17 protein-coding genes and 1 pseudogene are annotated in these 18,356 nt (G+C 63.2%); 7 read left to right on the top strand and 11 right to left on the bottom strand.

Annotation, left to right across the window (positions count from 1 at the left end):
- Positions 1-19 precede the first annotated feature (19 nt).
- Genes I7X09_RS13850 through I7X09_RS13830 form a run of 5 tightly spaced genes read right to left on the bottom strand, consistent with a single transcriptional unit; the run spans position 20 to position 5,677 of the window.
- On the bottom strand, positions 20-2,218 hold the full coding sequence (locus tag I7X09_RS13850; protein ID WP_200317343.1) for an acyl-CoA dehydrogenase: 2,199 nt from the start codon (positions 2,216-2,218) through the stop codon (positions 20-22).
- 4 nt (positions 2,219-2,222) lie between these two features.
- Entirely contained in the window at positions 2,223-3,089 is an 867-nt protein-coding gene (locus tag I7X09_RS13845) for an SDR family oxidoreductase (RefSeq protein WP_007735961.1), read from the bottom strand.
- 41 nt (positions 3,090-3,130) lie between these two features.
- On the bottom strand, positions 3,131-4,006 hold the full coding sequence (locus tag I7X09_RS13840; protein WP_200317341.1) for a MaoC/PaaZ C-terminal domain-containing protein: 876 nt from the start codon (positions 4,004-4,006) through the stop codon (positions 3,131-3,133).
- A 6-nt stretch (positions 4,007-4,012) separates the two neighbouring features.
- Positions 4,013-4,444 carry a type II toxin-antitoxin system Rv0910 family toxin gene (locus I7X09_RS13835; RefSeq protein WP_095969428.1) on the bottom strand — a complete coding sequence of 144 codons (432 nt, stop codon included), beginning with the start codon at positions 4,442-4,444 and terminating at the stop codon, positions 4,013-4,015.
- Between the two features lie 42 nt (positions 4,445-4,486).
- Positions 4,487-5,677 (bottom strand): lipid-transfer protein, encoded by a 1,191-nt coding sequence (locus I7X09_RS13830; protein WP_200317338.1) that lies wholly within the window; start codon positions 5,675-5,677, stop codon positions 4,487-4,489.
- A 102-nt stretch (positions 5,678-5,779) separates the two neighbouring features.
- Here I7X09_RS13830 and I7X09_RS13825 point away from each other — a divergent pair, with 102 nt between their 5' ends.
- Entirely contained in the window at positions 5,780-6,463 is a 684-nt protein-coding gene (locus tag I7X09_RS13825) for a TetR/AcrR family transcriptional regulator (protein ID WP_095969427.1), read from the top strand.
- Positions 6,460-7,026 carry a GNAT family N-acetyltransferase gene (locus tag I7X09_RS13820; RefSeq protein ID WP_200317336.1) on the top strand — a complete coding sequence of 189 codons (567 nt, stop codon included), beginning with the start codon at positions 6,460-6,462 and terminating at the stop codon, positions 7,024-7,026. Before I7X09_RS13825 ends, I7X09_RS13820 begins: the two co-directional genes overlap by 4 nt.
- Here the strand turns inward: I7X09_RS13820 and I7X09_RS13815 are convergent.
- The 4 genes and pseudogenes from I7X09_RS13815 to I7X09_RS13800 form a co-directional block, all read right to left on the bottom strand.
- On the bottom strand, positions 6,989-8,080 hold the full coding sequence (locus tag I7X09_RS13815; RefSeq protein ID WP_200317334.1) for an FAD-dependent monooxygenase: 1,092 nt from the start codon (positions 8,078-8,080) through the stop codon (positions 6,989-6,991). The genes I7X09_RS13820 and I7X09_RS13815 overlap by 38 nt on opposite strands.
- 3 nt (positions 8,081-8,083) lie before the next feature.
- Complete coding sequence (locus I7X09_RS13810) at positions 8,084-9,541, bottom strand: HNH endonuclease signature motif containing protein (protein ID WP_200317332.1); 1,458 nt, start codon at positions 9,539-9,541, stop codon at positions 8,084-8,086.
- Between the two features lie 33 nt (positions 9,542-9,574).
- Positions 9,575-10,224, bottom strand: a pseudogene (locus I7X09_RS13805) (DUF6308 family protein).
- Positions 10,217-10,807 carry a hypothetical protein gene (locus I7X09_RS13800; protein WP_029254163.1) on the bottom strand — a complete coding sequence of 197 codons (591 nt, stop codon included), beginning with the start codon at positions 10,805-10,807 and terminating at the stop codon, positions 10,217-10,219. Before I7X09_RS13800 ends, I7X09_RS13805 begins: the two are co-directional and overlap by 8 nt.
- A gap of 158 nt (positions 10,808-10,965) precedes the next feature.
- Here I7X09_RS13800 and I7X09_RS13795 point away from each other — a divergent pair, with 158 nt between their 5' ends.
- On the top strand, positions 10,966-11,733 hold the full coding sequence (locus tag I7X09_RS13795; protein WP_003944195.1) for an SDR family NAD(P)-dependent oxidoreductase: 768 nt from the start codon (positions 10,966-10,968) through the stop codon (positions 11,731-11,733).
- 55 nt (positions 11,734-11,788) lie between these two features.
- Here the strand turns inward: I7X09_RS13795 and I7X09_RS13790 are convergent, their stop codons facing one another.
- On the bottom strand, positions 11,789-14,116 hold the full coding sequence (locus I7X09_RS13790) for a putative bifunctional diguanylate cyclase/phosphodiesterase (RefSeq protein WP_200317330.1): 2,328 nt from the start codon (positions 14,114-14,116) through the stop codon (positions 11,789-11,791).
- 135 nt (positions 14,117-14,251) lie between these two features.
- Positions 14,252-15,808 (bottom strand): TM0106 family RecB-like putative nuclease, encoded by a 1,557-nt coding sequence (locus I7X09_RS13785; RefSeq protein ID WP_200317824.1) that lies wholly within the window; start codon positions 15,806-15,808, stop codon positions 14,252-14,254.
- A 124-nt stretch (positions 15,809-15,932) separates the two neighbouring features.
- Here I7X09_RS13785 and I7X09_RS13780 point away from each other — a divergent pair, with 124 nt between their 5' ends.
- The 4 genes from I7X09_RS13780 to I7X09_RS13765 are packed head-to-tail and all read left to right on the top strand — an operon-like array spanning position 15,933 to position 18,355.
- Positions 15,933-16,586, top strand: coding sequence for a DUF6474 family protein (locus tag I7X09_RS13780; RefSeq protein WP_003944178.1), 654 nt, complete (start codon positions 15,933-15,935; stop codon positions 16,584-16,586).
- A 14-nt stretch (positions 16,587-16,600) separates the two neighbouring features.
- A complete protein-coding gene (locus I7X09_RS13775) occupies positions 16,601-17,116 on the top strand; it encodes a hypothetical protein (RefSeq protein ID WP_200317328.1) in 516 nt (171 codons plus the stop codon).
- A 52-nt stretch (positions 17,117-17,168) separates the two neighbouring features.
- A complete protein-coding gene (locus I7X09_RS13770; RefSeq protein ID WP_095969420.1) occupies positions 17,169-17,837 on the top strand; it encodes a YcnI family copper-binding membrane protein in 669 nt (222 codons plus the stop codon).
- On the top strand, positions 17,837-18,355 hold the full coding sequence (locus I7X09_RS13765; RefSeq protein WP_003944137.1) for a copper resistance CopC family protein: 519 nt from the start codon (positions 17,837-17,839) through the stop codon (positions 18,353-18,355). The genes I7X09_RS13770 and I7X09_RS13765 overlap by 1 nt, the downstream gene beginning before the upstream one ends.
- Position 18,356: the final 1 nt, after the last annotated feature.

Below are 18,356 nucleotides of genomic sequence, written 5' to 3'. Positions count from 1 at the left end.
CCCCACCCGGTCAATACTGTCAGTCGCGCGGCAACCCGAGCATGCGCTCACCGATCACGTTGAGCTGCACCTCGGTTGTGCCGCCGTAAATGGTGGTGGCACGTCCCGAAATGAGCTGCTCCATCGCCTTGTCGCTGGGCTGACCTGGGATGCTGACCGCTCCGGCAGCACCCAGTTCGGCGACGACGAACTCGGCGATCGACTGGCTGATCTTCATCGCCAACAGCTTGCCGACGCTCGACGTTGTGCTCACGTCGATGCCCGAAAGTTGCTTGAGCACAACGCGAGAGCCGATGAGGTCGATCGCCTGGCTCTCGGCCACCAGCTCGCCGACGCGGTAGCGACCGATCGGGCTCAGGTCTGCCGACTTCGCGAACTTCAGCAGATCGGAGTCCGAGGCGTACGCCTCCATCTTCTGGCTCAGCGCGACGCGCTCCCCGGCCAGCGTCGTACGTGCGACGTTCCAACCGTCGTTGACCTCGCCGACCACGTTCTCGTCGGGGATGAACACGTCGTCGAGGAACACCTCGTTGAACAGCGCCGAGCCCGTCATCTCACGCAGCGGTCGGACGGTGATGCCCGGCGTCGACATGTCCAGGACGAAGTACGTGATGCCCTGATGCTTCGGCTTGGTGGCGTCCGTGCGGGCGATCAGCATTGCCCAGTCGGAGAACTGCGCAACCGTGGTCCAGATCTTCTGGCCGGTGATCTTCCAACCGCCGTCGACCTTTTCGGCCTTCGTGGACAATGACGCGAGGTCGGAACCAGCACCGGGCTCACTGAAGAGCTGGCACCACACCAGCTCACCCTGCAGGGTCGGTACTGCCAGTTCCTGCTTCTGCCTGTCCGAACCATGCGCCACGACGGCCTGCACTGCCCAGGTGCCCATCAGGAGCTGTGGCATCGAGATCCCCGCAGCCTTGATCTCCTGGGAGATGACGATCTGCTCGAGCGGAGCGGCGCTGCGCCCGTAGGGCTTCGGCAGGTGCGGCTGAACCCAGCCGCCGTCGCCGAGCGCGATCAGCTGGTCGTCCTCGTCGAGCTCGACCAACTTGGCAAGCTCGGCCGCGATGTCGCCGCGGATCTCCTCTGCCTCCGGCGGCAGTTCGAGAACGGAAGCCCGGCTGACACCGCCGAGCGCCTGCTGTGCAACACGATTGGCACGATCCTCGCGAGTACCGAGAATGCCGCGGATCGAGAGCGCGCGGCGGTAGTACAGGTGGGCGTCGTGCTCCCACGTAAATCCGATACCGCCGTGGACCTGCACACAATCCTGCGCTACCTGCACTGCGGCGTCCGGCACGATGACCGCGGCGATGTCGGCGGCAAAATCTGCCGTGTCGTCGCCCTTGTCCAATGCGCTTGCCGCATCCCACACAACGGCGCGTGCCTGCTCGAGCGCAATGCCCATCTGCGCGCACTTGTGCTTGACGCCCTGGAACTGGCCGATGGGTCGCCCGAACTGCACGCGTGTCTTGGCGTACTCCGACGCAGTGGAAACACACCAGGACATGACGCCGACGTCTTCGGCACCGAGAACGACTGCGGCAATGGACCGTACCCGCGCCTCGGTGAGACCGTCGAGTATCCGTTCGGCGCTGATCTGAACATTGTCAGCTTCGATCCGCGCACTGCCGCGCAGCACGTCGATGCTGTCCTGCACGGTGATCGAGACCGCGCTGCTCTCGAGCACCGCATAGCGAACACCCTCGGGCAACTGGATCGGGACCAGCAGCACGTCGGCGTGTTCACCACCGAGCACACCGTCGAGTGCGCCCGCGATCGTGTACCCGCCGTCCGACGACTCGGCCGCCAACGGCGCACCCAAGGCGACTGCTGCCGTACGACTTCCGTCGATCAGACCGGGCAGAAACTCCAGACCCGCCTTGGAATCGGCCGCACCGAGAACTGCGCTTGCCAATACCGTCGGTACGAACGGGCCGGGAGAGACAGTGCGGCCCAATGCTTCCAGTGCCACCGCCAAGGTCAGCAGACCGGCGCCGTGACCACCCTGTTCTTCCGGAACCGCGAGCCCGAGAAGGTCCTGCCCGACCAGCGCCGTCCAGAACTGCGGGAACTTGTCCTCGGTCCTCGACTCCACCGCAGCGCGCACCTGCTCGGTGGTGATGGTGCGCTCGGCAAAGGAGCGCACCGAATCTGCGAGTGCGGTGTGCTCCTCGCTCAGCCCGAGGCCGAGTTCGTATGCATTGCGTGCCATGCGCTTACAGACGTTCTGCGAGGTCGGCGGTGGTCCAGGGACCCTCGCTCTCGATGGTGTTCACACCGTGCCAGCCGGCGAGTTCCGTGATGGCTCCGCCCTGAACGGCGTACACCTTGCCGGTGAGCTTGCAGTCCGCGGCCGCGAGATAGGCCACCAACGGTGAGATGTTGGACGGCGCGAAGGCGTCGAACTCACCCTCGGGTACCTCGGCGGCAAACAGTGCCCCCATACCGGGTGTCGCCAGCGTCAGCCGAGTGCGTGCAATCGGCGCAATTGCGTTGACGCGCACGCCGTATCGATCGAGCTCGTCAGCGGCCACCAAGGTCAGGGCTGCGATGCCCGCCTTTGCGGCACCGTAGTTACCCTGGCCCGCATTGGGCATGAACGTACCCGAAGCCGACGCAGTGTTGATGACCGAAGCATTGACGGTCTCTCCCGCCTTGCTCTGGTCCTTCCAGTAGGCGGCAGCGTGGTGCAGCGTCGCCGCGTGCCCCTTCAGGTGCACGGCGATGACTGCGTCCCACTGACTCTCGTCCATGCCCGCGATGAAGGCGTCGCGAAGAATGCCGGCGTTGTTGACCAGCACGTCGAGTCGACCGAACTCGCTGACGGCCTGCTTGACGAGGCCCTCCGCCCCGTCCCAGGTGGCGATGTTGTCTGTGTTGGCAACGGCCTTGCCGCCTGCAGCGACGATCTCGTCGACTACTTGCTGTGCGGGACCGGCATCTGCGCCGGATCCGTCGTTTGCTCCGCCGAGATCGTTGACCACGACGCTCGCACCCTCGCGAGCGAAGAGCAGCGCATGCTCACGGCCGATGCCGCGTCCTGCTCCGGTGATGATCGCTACGCGACCGTCGAGACTTCCCATCAGTTCAGATTCCCATCAGTTCAGTTGTCGGACATGAAGACTCATTTGTCGGAGATGACCGCGAGGCCGTCCTTGATGACGAGGTCACCGACCGCACTGGTTTCGTACGAGTACGACGTGGCTCCGTCTGCCGAACCCGACTTGTAGAACACCGTCTCGATGTCCTGGGTCGGGAGGACCGGCTTCGCGAATCGCACTGCGAGACGGCGCAACCGCTCGGTCTCTCCGCCCGCCAGTTCGGTCAGGGCGCCCCATGACGTGAACGCCATCGTGCACAACCCGTGGTTGATGATTCCGGGCAGCCCGGACATCCGAGCGATCTCCTCGTCGAGGTGGATCGGCATCGGATCACCGGAGGCCGGCGAGTACCGGAACGTCTGGTCCTCGTCGATGTGCTGATTCACCGCCGCTGCCGGACTACCCGCGCGAACAGCGTCGTCGAATCGGTGTTCGGGAGCCTTCTCGCCCAGTCCGGGGCCCGCGTCGACCTTGCGGAAGAATGCGGTCATCCACTGCTCGTTGACCAATTCACCCTTGTCGGTTTTGGTTTCGATGTAGATGACGACGGTGGAACCGTTGTCGCGGCCCTCGAATCCGATGGGTTTTGCCCGGGCCACCAGATGGTCGCCGGGGTAGATCGGACGGTGGAACAGGAAGTCCTGCTCACCGTGAACGAGCTTCATCAGCAGTTCCACCGGTGCCACCGACAGCGCAGCCGGTGCCATCGACATGAAGACGGGTACCACCGCGAAGACCGGTGGAGCGATCTCGCCCTTCAGGTGTCGCTCGATGGGATCGTTGGTGGCAGCGGCATATTCGGCGATGCGCTCGGCCGTCACCTCGAAGTGCTCCGGATCAGTCCATACGTCCAGCCCGGACGTATCGAATTCGACCGCGTTGGTCTTCGGTGTTGTCATCGAGCGTTATCCGACCAACTCGGCGAACTTCGCCAGCGAGGCCTCGAGGTCAGCCTTGGCGTTCTTGGCAACTGCCTTGCCGATCGGTCCGACGATCATGGTGCCCTTGAAGCTGGCGTCGACGGTTGCCTTCGAGCCCGAACCGTCGGCCTCGACCGAGAGAACGAATTCGACGGTGACACCGGCCATTCCGGTACCGGCAATCTTGACCATCTTCGGAACCTCGACCTCTTCGACGGTCCACTCGATCTTGTTGGCCATACCCATCACGGAGACGACCTCGGTGAACTTGGCGCCCAACGCAACCTCGGTGGGGAGTTCACTCTTCCAGCCCTGGTGAATGGTGAGCCACTCTTCCCAGCGAGACAGGTCGGAGAGCGCATCCCAGGTCTTCTCGGGGGATGCGGGCAGTACGGCGGAGACGGAAACGGAAGCCATGATGAAACTCCTAGTGGGTAGCTAGCGGATTGAGGGTGTGATTCAGCGTGCGTAGGGCTTGTATGCGGTCACGACAACTGCGCCGCCGAGTCCGATGTTGTGTTGGAGGGCGACCTTCGCGCCGTCGACCTGACGCTTGTCGGCGGTGCCGCGGAGCTGCCAGGTGAGCTCGGCGCACTGGGCGAGGCCGGTTGCGCCGAGGGGGTGTCCCTTGGAGATGAGGCCGCCGGACGGGTTGACCACCCAGCGTCCGCCGTAGGTGGTGTCGTCGGCGTCGACGAGCTTGCCGCCGTCACCTTCGGCGCACAGTCCGAGCGCCTCGTAGGTCAGCAACTCGTTGGTGGAGAAGCAGTCGTGGAGTTCGATGACGTCGACGTCGTCGGCGGTGATCCCGGCCTGCGCGTACACCTTCTCAGCTGCCTTACGGGTCATGTCCGCGCCGACCAGACTGATCGCGCTCTTGTCCTCGAAGGTGCTGTTCATGTCGGTGACCATGGCCTGCCCGACGATCTCGATCGCCTGAGCAGCGAGGCCGTGCTTCTCGACGAATGCTTCGCTGGCGATGATCGCCGCGCCGGATCCGTCCGAGGTAGGCGAGCACTGGAGCTTGGTGAGCGGCCCGTGAATCTGGCGTGCTTCGAGGATCTGCTCGAGGGTGTACTCGTCCTGGAACTGCGCGTCCGGGTTGTTCAGTGAGTGCTTGTGGTTCTTGACGGCGATCTTCGCGAACTGCTCTGCAGTGGTTCCGAAGCGTTCCATGTGCTCGAGGCCGGCCGCGCCGAACATGTACGGAGCGGGCGGCATCGCGAACTCCTGCAGCTCGGCGAGAGCGAGGAGGTGCCGCATGAGTGGCTGCTCGCGGTCGTCGTAGGTGGATCCGAGGGACCCGGACTGCATCTTCTCGAAGCCCAGCGCCAAGGCGCAGTCGGCCTGACCACTCTTGACTGCCTGCGTGGCGAGGTAGAGCGCGGTCGATCCCGTCGAACAGTTGTTGTTGACGTTGACGATGGGGATTCCCGTCAGACCCAACTCGTAGACAGCCCGCTGACCTGCGGTGGACTCGCCGTAGACGTAGCCGACGTATGCCTGCTCGACCTCGGTGTAGTCGATACCCGCGTCTTCGAGCGCCTTGGTACCCGACTCGCGTGCCATGTCGGGGTAGTCCCACTCGCGGGCTCCCGGCTTCTCGAACTTCGTCATGCCGACGCCGACGACAAAAACCCTGTTACTCATTGCCACTCCTGAAGAGAACGGTATCTGTGTGTGACACGCTGTCCCACCAAAGTATGTGAGACATCTTGTCCAGTCAATGGCGGGGTGAGTATCGTTCGATTTATGACAAAAACAGCCGAGTCGGCGCAGCCCGACGGGCGCAGCACTCGCTGGAACGATCACAAGGAGCAGCGCAAAGCGCGGATCCTCGACGCAGCACTCGATGCAGTCAACGAAGGCGGCGCCGACGTCGGCGTCCAGCAGATCGCCGAGCGCGCCGACGTCCCCCGTTCCGTTGTCTACCGAATCTTCAAGGATCGAGCCGACCTCGACGAGCAGCTGCGAGTCCGCATCCTCGAGATGATGATGACCGACCTGACACCCACTCTCACGCCGCAGGGCACGGTCGGCGAGGCCATCTCACGGGCAGTCGAGACCTACCTCCAGTGGATTGTGAAATACCCACGACTGCACCACTTTTTAGGCAAGGGCTCGCCGAGCACGCGGGCCACCGGTTCGAAAGTGGTGACCGGAACCAAGACGGCCATCGCCGTCCAGTTGGGAAACCTCTTGGGCGCGATCCTCACCAGCCGTGGCAAACCGTCGAAGATGGCGGAGCCCTTGGCTTTCGGCGTGATCGGATTGGTCGACGTCAGCGTAAACCGTTGGCTCAGCCAGCCGGGTTCCGATGTGACCAGTGCGGAATTGGCCGAGTTCCTCGAGCGTTCCATCTGGCAGGTTCTGGACGGCAATCTCCGGAGCATCGGCGTCGACATAACTCTGTCGACTCCGATCGCCGACCTGTGACCGTCACCGAACTACCCTGGGCACTCGACGGATGCAGCCTTCAACTGATCCACGTTCCATCACTCACCCTCCACGCGCTGGGTGAAGATAACGCGGCTCTCGCAATGGAACTCGCGCCGAACCTCCTGACCCCGTATCTCCTCGGCGAAGAATGCCAGGGCTTGTGGCGCTACCGGAGCAAGCAGATAGCAGAGAATCCCCTCGACAGCGCGTGGATCACCCGCATCGCAGTCGATGCCCGCACCTCCGCCCCGGTGGGGTTGGCCGGATTTCACGGCCGCCCCGATGCGCGCGGGATGGTGGAGATCGGATATCGCATCGACCCGGCGTTCCGGCGCCAGGGCTACGCTCGAACTGCCCTCGAGATACTTCTGGACATCGCCAGTCGCGAATCCGAAGTACACGTCGTTCGAGCGACCATCAGCCCGGACAATGCTGCGTCTCGAAACCTGATCAGCCAGTACGGTTTCAACGAAGTCGGTGAGCAGTGGGACGAAGAAGACGGTCTGGAAACCATCTTCGAAGTCAGCGCGTCTCGATCGGCCTCGGCCGCCAACGGTTGATCACACCGAAGACCGACAAGGCAAGAATGTCGGGAGTGAGCCGAACAGCGACGTCACGCACCGCCGCCAGGGGGCGACTCTCCGGCATCACGACGGTTGACATGTGCCGCGAAATCCATTGAACAGTTAGAACTCTACGACGCCGAGCCTTTGTGTAACCCGCGAGATCGTGCGCATAGGCAGCTAGAGTGACGGCGTCCTCGATGGCCAAAGCCGCACCTAGCCCGAGGTGGGGGCGCATGGCATGAGCGGCGTCGCCAATCAACGCAACCTTGCCGCGTGTCAACAACTTCGGGGTCCGAATCTCGAGCAATTCGTTCACGATGATGCGAGCTGGGTCAGCGTTCACGACCAGTTGCGACACCGGTTCGGGCCAGTCAGCAAAATGCTCGAGGCTGTCGACGCCGCGTTGAGCACCTGCGAAGGCATACGTGCGATCACCTACCAAGGGGAGAATGCCGAACTCTCCTCGAATCCCCCACACCTGCCCGACAAAATCCGGTGGCGGCCCATCGATGATCCAGCGCCAGGCAGACACTCCGGTATGCACCACTGTCCCCTCGCCCGGCCAGATCTGCTGTCGGACAACACTGTGCACACCGTCCGCAGCAACGACAAGGTCGTATCGAGCGGTATCGCCGTCGGTAACGATCCCGCCGTCGACACCCACACTCGTCACCCTGACTCCGGTGCGTAGACACTCAGCGGGGATGGCGCGAACCAACGCGTCGATCAGATCGGCGCGATGGATTGTCACCAGATCTCGGCCGCCGGCGAGGTCACCAATTCTGCGCGTCACCAGACTTTGCCCGCGCAGATTCCTGATCGCGCCCGAACTGTAGGGAAGGGATTTTGACCTGACCTGTTCGCCTACACCGATTTCGTCCAGCGCTGCCAGCGCGTTGGGAAACAACACGACGGCGGCGCCTACCTCCGTGAACTCGGGCGCACGCTCGTACACTGTGACATCCCAGCCCGCTTTGCGGAGCGCGATGGCAGCCGTCAGTCCTCCGATTCCGCCGCCGACGATTCCCGCGCATTGTCCCTCCGGCACAGGTCAGATCCTCTCCGGAACCGTGACAGCCGTCAACCCGCTGGTGCTGTCGGCCCAGTGAATGGCACGATCCTCCAGCATTACCGGCGTCCACAACCTGTATGTCTTCACCTGATGGTGATGACGACACAGGCATTGGAGGTTGGTCACAATCGTCCACCCACCACGCCGCGGATCGGACGATTCGAATTCGGTGATGTGGTCGAGTTGACACCTTTTTGCGGGCACCGAACAGCCAGGGAACCGGCAGTGACCATCGACGGCCCGCACCAGCGCTGCCAGTGCCGCTCCCGGAGCATAGGTCAGCGCACCGGGAGGTGGATCGGGCTGGGCGCCATGCCCATCCGATCTTCGAACTATGTCCGGGGTTCTCGCGACCAACCGTTGTATTGCCCGAATCCGATCTCCGCAGCCTTTCGGTTCGCGACTTAGGCGATCACATCGGGTGACAAGCGGGAGTGCAGTCGAAGCATGTTGTCGGCGCGGTCGATTCCCGGCGGCCTGGGCGCGGAAGTCGGCGAACAAAGCCTGCCAGGTGGAATCAGCAGCAAGCTCGCGAGCAAAATCGGGGTCGATCGGCCCGTATCCGTCGATGCTCGCGGGATCTGACGTCAATCCGAGAAGCGTCGCCAGGTCACACACGATGTGCAGCAGAGGCTTCCGACGTGAGGTCGCAGTTGATCGAGCTGGGGTGGATGCTGCCTCGCACGTTTCGCTGCCGCACTGGCAAGTCAGCCCCTGTTCGCCGTGCAGGAGAGCAACCAGCGCGTCAGCCCGGCGCGTCGAGACATTTCGTGGATCGCGGTTACAGACGCTTCCGGCGGCCTCGTTGATCAGGCCGAGCGCCTCGACGGCCTCGTTTGCGCTGAGTGTTGCCTGCAACTGTGCCAGACCGTGACGATCGGCACGCGTGCGAACGTCGCGGTGCTCCAGCATCTTCCGGCGACGTTCGGCGGCAGCATCCGGATCGTAGGCAAACAGCTGACGTTCGATGTCACGCTCCAATTGACCGGGCGGAAGACGGTGCGCGGAGGCAAGTATTCGGCGCTCGAGTGCTGCGATCGCTTCGTGGTCGGCCCCGGTGAGCCCGTCGACAATCTTGCGCACACGCGCATAGTCCAGCTCGCCGGCAGCGAAAGCCGCCCTGGTGAGCGGAAGGAACTCGCGCAGGGCGTCACCGATCTCGATGTGGACTTCGGCAGTACGACGTGAGCACGTGAGCATGACCGCGATCTCGTTGCACGCGATCCGCCAGGCCTTGTCGACATCACCGGACACAGCGAGTTCCGCATTGAATCTCGACTCCGACAACATCGATGCGCCGAGCACCTTCTGCGCGGCGAGCATGTTCTCACTCTGCGCTGTCGCAAAAAGCATGTCCGGCAACACGAGTGGGTCGACGACAGGACGGCCGTCATCTACGACTGTCCCCACACCGCCCGCCGATCGATTATCGAACATACATTCGACACTAGACCCACCCACCGACAGAAACTAAAGTGCCGGTTTGTATCCCTTCCCCTGCATCCAGGCGAGCACATCCAGCACCCGGACCGCCGGAATGGCATCACCCAGTCCGGCTCGAACGCGCAAGTCGAGCAATCGCACGTGCAACTCTCCGTCGCACAAGGCCTCTCGTACGGGTTCCAGATGGGCAGCCTTCGTTCCCAACTCCCGCCCGATGACGTCGTCGTAGATCGGGTAGAGCCGCGGACGCTTACGGGCGATGAGCTTGGATGCCATCGTGCGCCCGACGCCGTGAATCTCTCGGAGCGCCGTTTCCAAACGACACACGGAAGATTCCGGAGTGAAGGGCTCGGTTTCGTCCGAAAGATCGCGATCCGGTCCGACGTCGACCAGAAGGCGGTTCAGCTCGGCGTTGTTCTCGCCGAGAAGAAAGAAGGCTCCCTGAGCCGGAACCTGAACCGACAAAAGCGTCACCGCAAAAGATCTTCTGCGGTGAAGATGTTTGCATCACGATCGCGATTGCCACTGGGATCCCAGGAATCCCACAGTGCGCCGGTTCGCAGATAACCCGTCTTGCGGAGCGGTCGCGTGAAGTATTCCTGCAGCACGTCGACCGCGCCGTCATCGTCCCCGTCTCGCAGCACGCGCGGGAGTCGGATGGGCAACTGATCAACCATGGTCGAGTGACCTTTCCAGTACATATTTGGCGAACCCGGAGTTGTGGTACTGCCGAAATGGACCCTTGCCCTTGGCAACAAGATGCTCCGCGAGTGGACGAACCGTCGTCATGTCGACGGGCAGTTGAGCAAACTGCTCCAACGCATCCGAGTCCTCGAGGCTGCAGTCGATCACGGTCCCGTCGCCGTCGGCCGACGCCAACTCCGTGCGTCTGATGGCGACCAGATCGTGCTTGGCATCGAGTTCTTCGATGCTGCAGCCGGTTCGCGACTCCAATGCCGAACTGGATACGTACACGGACATGACGTGCTCGATCGGCTTGCCGCCGACCAGATGGCACTCGACGCTCAGAATCTCCATCGGACCGATGTTGAGAGTGAACAAGCGATGGCGTTCCGCCGATCGATTTGTCGAAGGCAGGCAACTGATCGTCCACTGTTCGATCTCGACGGCGGCGGGCGCGTCGAACGCGTAGGAGAGAACTTCGGCAATCAGCTCGGCAAGATCTTCGAAGAGCGGGTCGCGCTGCAACCGCTCGAAATTCTCGACAGAAGCGGCGGGACGCACAGGCGCCTTGCTCACGCAGGTCCCCTCTCGTCCGGTGCTTTGCTCTCAGACCTCGCGTCCAAGGTACCCAGCCCGGCGCGGGTCTTGCGCGTTCGCCCTCACATACACCCTCGCGTTATGGTTCTCGACACGCACCACCGCCTTACCGATCGCTAACTCGAGGAGCACACGAAGTGGAAATCAAGGGAACCGCAGCACTGGTCACCGGAGCGGCATCAGGCCTGGGCGCCGCAACAGCCAAGCGCCTCGCCGACGCCGGCGCTACCGTCTTCGGCCTGGATCTGCCCGCGTCGATCGAGCGCGCAGGTGACAACGTCCCCGCCGGCGTCACCCTCATCCCCACCGACGTGACCAGCGGCGAAGAGGTCGAAGCAGCGATCAACCAGATCGTCGAATCGGGCTCCCCGCTGCGCATCGTCGTCAACTGTGCCGGTGTCGGCTGGGCCGGACGCATCCTGTCCAAGAAGGGCCCGCACGACCTCGAGCTGTTCCGCACGGTCATCACCGTCAACCTGCTCGGTACCTTCAACGTCATGCGCCTGGCCGCCGACGCCATCGCCAAGACCGAGGCCGTCGACGAGTCGGGCCAGCGCGGCGTTGTCATCAACACCGCTTCCGTTGCTGCCTTCGAAGGCCAGATCGGCCAGATCGCGTACTCCGCTTCCAAGGGTGGCGTGCACGGCATGACTGTTCCGGCTGCCCGCGACCTCGCGCAGTTCGGCATCCGCGTCAACACCATCGCTCCCGGCATCATCGACACCCCGATGCTCGCAGGTGTCACCGACGAGTACCGCAAGGGCCTCGAAGCCGGCGTCCCGTTCCCGTCGCGTCTGGGCCAGCCGTCCGAGTACGCACAGCTCGCGCAGATGATCGTCGAGCACGATTACCTCAACGGCGAGACCATCCGCATGGACGGCGCACTGCGCATGGCGCCGCGCTAACCTCCCTGCTGTGCGCCTTTATTAACCGCCCGCGGTTAATAAAGGCGCACAGTTGTCAGAACGAATGAAAATACCCACCGCTGGTTTGTGCAGTTGCGCTCAGATATTCGGCCACCTCGGCCGCGGGTATCGGCCGACTGATGTAGTAACCCTGAACCAATTCGCAACCGGCGGTGCGCAGGAGCCTCAACTGGTCGGCCGTCTCCACGCCTTCTGCCAATGACTGCATTCCGAGCGCCTTCGACACCTCGACCACCGACGTGACGACTGCCGAATCACCCTCGCTCAATTCGGTGATGAACGACCGGTCGATCTTGAGAATGTCCAATGGCAGTTTCTTCAAACTCTCGAAAGACGAATAGCCGGTCCCGAAGTCGTCCAGGGCGATCGCAATCCCGGTGGCACGCAGACGATCCAGTTCGGCGACGGCAAGCTCTTCTACCGCTCCCGTTTCCGTGATCTCCAGCTGGAGCCGTTTGCTGGACAGACCGGACGCCTCCAGCGCATCGTTCACGGCCGATCCGAAGCCGGACGACATCAGTTGCACCGGAGAGACATTCACCGTCACGTAGGTGTCATCGGGCCACGTCGTCGCTTCAGCGCAGGCCATGTGTAAAACCTGAAGCCCCAGCGGGACGATCAAACCCGTCTCTTCCGCGACGTCGATGAAAATGTGCGGCGCAAGCACTCCACGCACCGGATGATTCCAGCGAAGCAGTGCCTCGAAACCCTCGACGCGGCCGGTGTCCGCACGAACCTGCGGTTGGTAGTACAGCTCGAACTGCCGAGACTCGATCGCAAGCCCAAGCTCTTGCAAGGCCGACGCTCGCTCCCTCGCCCGCGCGCGCAGGACCGGCGAGTATTTTCCGACCCGGTTCTTGCCGGCGGATTTTGCCGCATACAGCGCCAGGTCCGCGGACATGACAAGCGTGTCCGCGTCTTCGGAATCTGCCGGTGAGCTGGCATAACCGATCGATGCACGAACCTCGATGCGATTCCCCCGCACGAAAAACGGCTCACGCAATGCGCCCAGATAGCGGGCAAACACCTCGCCGCCGTCCCCTGTTCCCCGCAGGACGACGCCGAATTCGTCGCCACCGATTCGGGCACACATGGCACCGTCGACCACCCGATTGAGCCGTGCAGCAACGGAAATCAACAATTTGTCACCGACAGGGTGTCCCAGCGTGTCGTTCACCGACTTGAAATTGTCCAGGTCGAGGATGCCGACCAGAACCTGCTCGCCGGTCCGGACGGTGCCGAGGGCGTCGGACAGCTCCGAGCCGAACGTCCGGCGATTAGGGAGCCCGGTCAGTCCGTCGGTTGCAGCAAGCCACAGAATTCGCCGCTCGTAGTTGTACTTCTCGGTGATGTCCGAACCCACACCTCGCCAACCCACGAACTCCATGGCCTCGGAAAGCCTGGGATGACCCGACAGAGACCACCATCGGTCGACGCCGCCGACACGAACGGGAATGACGACCTCTCGAAACGGCATGAGGCGGTCGAGGTGATCTCCGATGACCTGGACCGCGGCTCGACCACTCTTCGTCGAACCGACGTCGAGCCGATCCAACAATCCGCGCAGCGACAGGGTTCGCAGGTCGGAGACGGGAACTCCCGAGATCTGTGACAGCCGAGCGGAGGTGTGCGACAACGTCCCTGTGGTGTCGACTTCCCACAGCCAGTCGCGTGACCCGCCCTCGAAATCGTCGAGAAGTAAACTGACCGTCTGGCGCTCGGCAGCAGCCTCGAACTCGGCTAGACAACGACTTCGGAACGACGCCCAGAGGTACACGACGCCGATAATCAGTGTCACCGAGTAAACGACCAACTGGAACGAGAGGACAGTGTATTCCGTGGTTCTCTTAGGCAGGATAACGACGAGCAATCCGATGCTGTGCACCAGAATCCACGCTACCGCTATCGACCGTACTGTCGACAATGCCACGGCGCCGGCGCCCATGACTCCGGCGAATGTCGCTATAAGCACAAGCTTTCGCGAGTTGTCCGTCACGGGAAGCATCGCGGCGGCGAGAACGACAAGCAGAAGCCCAAGCAGGACCACCTCGAGCATGAGCGCCCAGTAGTCGTACCTCGTCGTATGTTTGGGCGTGTACCGGCCCTTCAGGACGACTCGCGGTATCCAGACGCGCACCGAATTGAGGACAACCAAGAAGGCCGCAGAACCCCAGATCACCCGAAACTCGTTGTGACCGGGGGGTATGACATACGCAAGCAAAGCGCACACGCTGAGTACATTGACCATGTTGGCCAGTGGCGCGACCGTCGTCACCTGCAGTATCTGGCGTGCGAAGAGGTCGCGCCGCTCGACGTCAGACAGTTCGGCGTCGCTCGCACTCGAAGTCAGCCTGCTCAGCATTCAATACCCTCCATCGTGGAGCCGACCAGATGAAGGTAGCGCGGATACGGGCTCCAGACACACGATGACGAGAAACTTCGAATCGAAACATCCTGTTAAATAGGATGTTTCAGACAATAGCGACAGAGGTCAGTGCTACAGCTCGGAAGCCAACGGAATTTCCTTCTCCGCGCGGTCAGTCATCCACTCACGTAGGACCTTGGTGGCAATGACGTCGTCCTCGTTGTACTGCAGGATGCGTGTCCGTTGCGTCTCGTCCGGCTCACCGTCGTAGCCGACCGCCTCGCGGTACCACGCCATCGACGCTTCACCACCAGCTTCGGCGTCACGCCAGTTGAACCCGGCCACGGGGGCAATCTTCTTGAGTCCCTTGCCGTTCGGGCAGATGAACTGATCACTCACCGCTTGATAGATGTCGACCCACTGCGGACTGTCGATGAACTCACGGATCTCGTCCTTGCTCGGAATCCCGGGTTCACCGGCAAACCTGCGCGCCGAGTCCAACAACCACTTGTCCTCCGCCGAACGCGAATAGCAGTATGCGGCAAAGGTTTTACCCGAAGCAGCCGCCGCGGCACGCTCCGCCATCAGCCAACCCCAGAACTCCGCGAACGACCGCGCCTCGTCACGCGTCGGCAGCGGATCCCACGTCGCGAATCCTCGATACATCGAGAAGCCACCGACATTGAGCAACGTTCCCCACAGGTAGGCGCCGTGCTCCTGATAGCTCTCCATGTCGACGTCGATCTCGATGTCCGCCCGGGTCACCGAGATCTTCTCGAACCGCCGCACCAACGGGGCGTCTGCCAACCACGCCTTCGCGATCACCACTGCGTCGTCGAAATTTCCGTGCGGCCAATCCTCGAGCGGCTCACCTTCCCAGGCGGCCAACTGATCGATCGTGTTGCAGCCGACATCGCGCAGAAGCTCGGCTCGCGATCCGACAGCGACGAGGCTGACGTCTCGGTTTCGGACCAACTCCTGCTTGCATTCGGTCCACCACGGGCACGATTTGCACTCGCTCACCTGTGACGGGGACGTCAGCACCTCACCGCGGGCAACAGCGATGCGGTCGGCGAAACGCTCGTCGTAATCGTCGAGAATCGCGCTGAGGTCGTGGACGAGGATGCAGTCGCCGTTGTAACCGATCGCGCCGGCTGTCAGAGACGGGCTAGCCAGCCCACGACGCTCGAGCATCCGATAGACCTGCGCGACGCGCATCTGATCGCGGACCTGACTGCGGACCTTGCGTTTGGGATCGACCGCTGGCTCCCAGTCGAAGAGCCCCGAGGTGATCGCGCCCTGGCCTGGATCGGTCACCTTGTGATTGACGACAATGACGGGGATGTACCCGCCGCCTCCCTCGTCACGGATGAGCATTTCGCATCGGCCCTTGCGGCCGGTGTCTCGCTCGACGGGCAACACGGCGCCCCAGATCCGGTCCGCGCCGGCCTCACAGGCAGCCAGAGTGTCTCGAGCCTGAGCCGACGCCGATTGATCGGGGTTGATCTTCACCCAACGCTCGGGAGCAGCACCGATCACCAGTTCGGCGATCTCGGCACGCTTTGCGATCGCGGCATCCTGGCGTTGCTTGACGCCGGTGTCGACGGGTTCCGAAGCCGATTTCCCGGGAAACAACCCGTCCAGACGCACCCGATGGCGGCATCGGGTCAACGCCCCCGAATCGATGATCGGGAGCTGGGGCGCGGGGTTGTTAACGGAACACACGATGACGAAGATTATGTGCTCCCCTAGGCTGAAGCCGAAGCGCAGGTACCTGGCAACACACAAACACCTGGAAACGGGGTCCTTTTCGATGGGGTTGTTCAAGAAGCGAAAGTCTCGTGCCACCCGCAAGGCGGAGGCAAAGGCTCTCAAGCACAAGGCTGAGGTCGAGGCGAAGCTCAACGCCAAGAGCCAGCGTAAGCGCGACAAGGTCGAGACCAAGTCGCTCAAGAAGCTGGAGAAAGCCGAGATCGAGTCACAGCACAAGATCGAAAAGGCGCAGATCGCGACCCTGAAGGCGCAGGAGAAGGCTGCTGCGAATCAGGGCCTGACCGTCGCCAAGGTACGCAAGTACCTGGGCGTGGCACGTCTGCTTGCCCCTGTTCTCCTGCCGATCGCGTACCGCGCGGCTACGGCAGTTCGCGCCCAGCTCGACACCACGCGCGCACAGAAGATGGGCATCGCCGTCGACCAGCTCGGCGACTACACCGGTCACGGCGCGAAGTTGAGCGCTCGTATCGCCGGTGCCGAGAGCTCGGTCACCGAGATCCTCAGCCGCAAGCCCGACGACGCGGAGACGCAGCGTTTCGCGGCCGCCATCCGTGAGCGCCTCGGCGATCTCAGCACGGCAGTTCGTGCTGCCGAGCAGATGCCGCAGGCTCGCCGAAAGGCAGCTCATCAGGCAATTTCTTCCGAACTCGACGGCGTCGAAGCAGATCTGCTCGCACGCCTCGGCGTGCGCTAGACCTGAGAAAGACAGTGAGAGCAGCCGAGCAGACCGCGACCCTCCGGGGGACAGCTGTCGGTTCCGCTTCGGCTGCTCTCGCTGTCGCTGCGCACGGAATCGGTGGAGGTGAGCTGCCACAGTCGTCTTCGCTGACTCTGCTGCTCGCAGTCTGCGCAACCGTCGGTACCGTCACAGCCACCCTCCCCGCCCTCTCGCGGGGGCCCGCCGCCTTGATCGTGGCTCTGGGCCTGGGTCAGCTTGCCGCGCACACCACCATGACGCTCTCCGAGCACGCTCATTCGCCCGCTCCGGGATTGGTGATGCTCGGTGCTCACGCCGGTGCCACCGTCGCCTGTGCGCTGGCGGTCCTGGCTGCCGAGCGCCTCTACCGGGTTGTCACTCACGCTCTTCACGTCGTCCTGGCGTCCCTGGCGCCCGCCGCCGTCACTTCCCGCGGCCACACCGTCTCGACCGGAATCCATCACGGACCTGTCGACGCTCTGCTTCGCGCCAGCATCTCGCGGCGCGGTCCTCCTGCCCTGGTCTGAAGATTCGTAGAACTCCCCACCCCTTCACCAGACCAAGAGGACACTTCCCGACATGAAGAACACCCTGATTTCGCGTGCGGTTGTCACGACCGTCGCTACCGGCAGCGCTGTGCTGCTGGCCGCCGGAATTGCTTCAGCACACGTCAGCGTCGTCGCACCAGGAGCCACCCAGGGCGGATACTCCGTTCTCACGTTCCGCGTGCCCACCGAATCCGACACCGCTTCGACCACCAAGCTGACGGTGGCACTCCCCGACCTCAAGTCGGCACGTACCGAACCGATGCCCGGCTGGACCGCTGTCGTGGAGAAGGACCCCACCTCGCTGGTCGCGAAGTCCGTGACCTGGACGGCCGATCCCGGCGTCGGCATCGCCCCCGGCCAGTTCCAGCAGTTCGTCCTTTCTGCCGGCCCGCTGCCGGAGCAGGAAGAGGTCGAGTTCAAGGCCGTCCAGACGTACAGCGACGGCAACGTCGTCAACTGGGATCAGGAAGAGCTTGCCGACGGCAGTGAGCCGGACAAGCCCGCGCCGACGCTGACTCTCGCCGCGTCCACCGGTGACGCGCACGGAGCGCCCTCTGCCGATAACACTGCCGAGACGTCCGCTGCCTCCGAATCTTCTTCGTCGGACAACACCGCCCGCTGGCTCGGCGGCGTCGGCCTGGTGCTCGGCGCGTTGGGCGCTGCACTCGGCCTCGGCGCACTGGTCAGGAGCAAGCGCTGATGAGTACCCGGATCAAGGTCATCGCCGTCGGCATGCTCGCGATGCTGGCCACGATGCTCGGAATGGGCACAGCCAGCGCGCACTCCGCAGTGGTCGGTTCCAACCCCGAAAACGGTGCGTCGATTCAAGTTGCACCCGATACGGTTTCGGTCACGTTCAACGAGGCCCTGCAGGCGCAGTTCGCGGCACTGACCGTCACCGGTCCCGACGGCAACCTCTGGACCAAGAGCGATCCGTCCGTCGAAGGTCCCACTGTCAGTGCAGACCTCGGCGATCTCGGGCCGACCGGCGTCTACACGATCGCGTACCGCGTCACCTCCGCTGACGGCCACCCCGTCAACGGAACCCTGACGTTCACCCTCACCGAGGCGGGGTCGGGCACTCCCGGCGCTGCCGCCGCGTCGAGTACGGGTGAGTCGGAGTCCGGCAGCATGCCGGTGTGGATCTTCATCGTCGCCGGCGTCGTCGTGTTCGGCGGTGCGCTGTTCTTCGTGCTCCGTAAGCCGAAGTCGAGCTGAT

The organism is Rhodococcus sp. P-2, assembly GCF_016598535.1.
Classification (GTDB): Bacteria; Actinomycetota; Actinomycetes; order Mycobacteriales; family Mycobacteriaceae; genus Rhodococcus_F; species Rhodococcus_F baikonurensis.
Note: the sequence above shows the minus strand (reverse complement) of the source record. Positions and strands in the feature narration are given on the sequence as shown.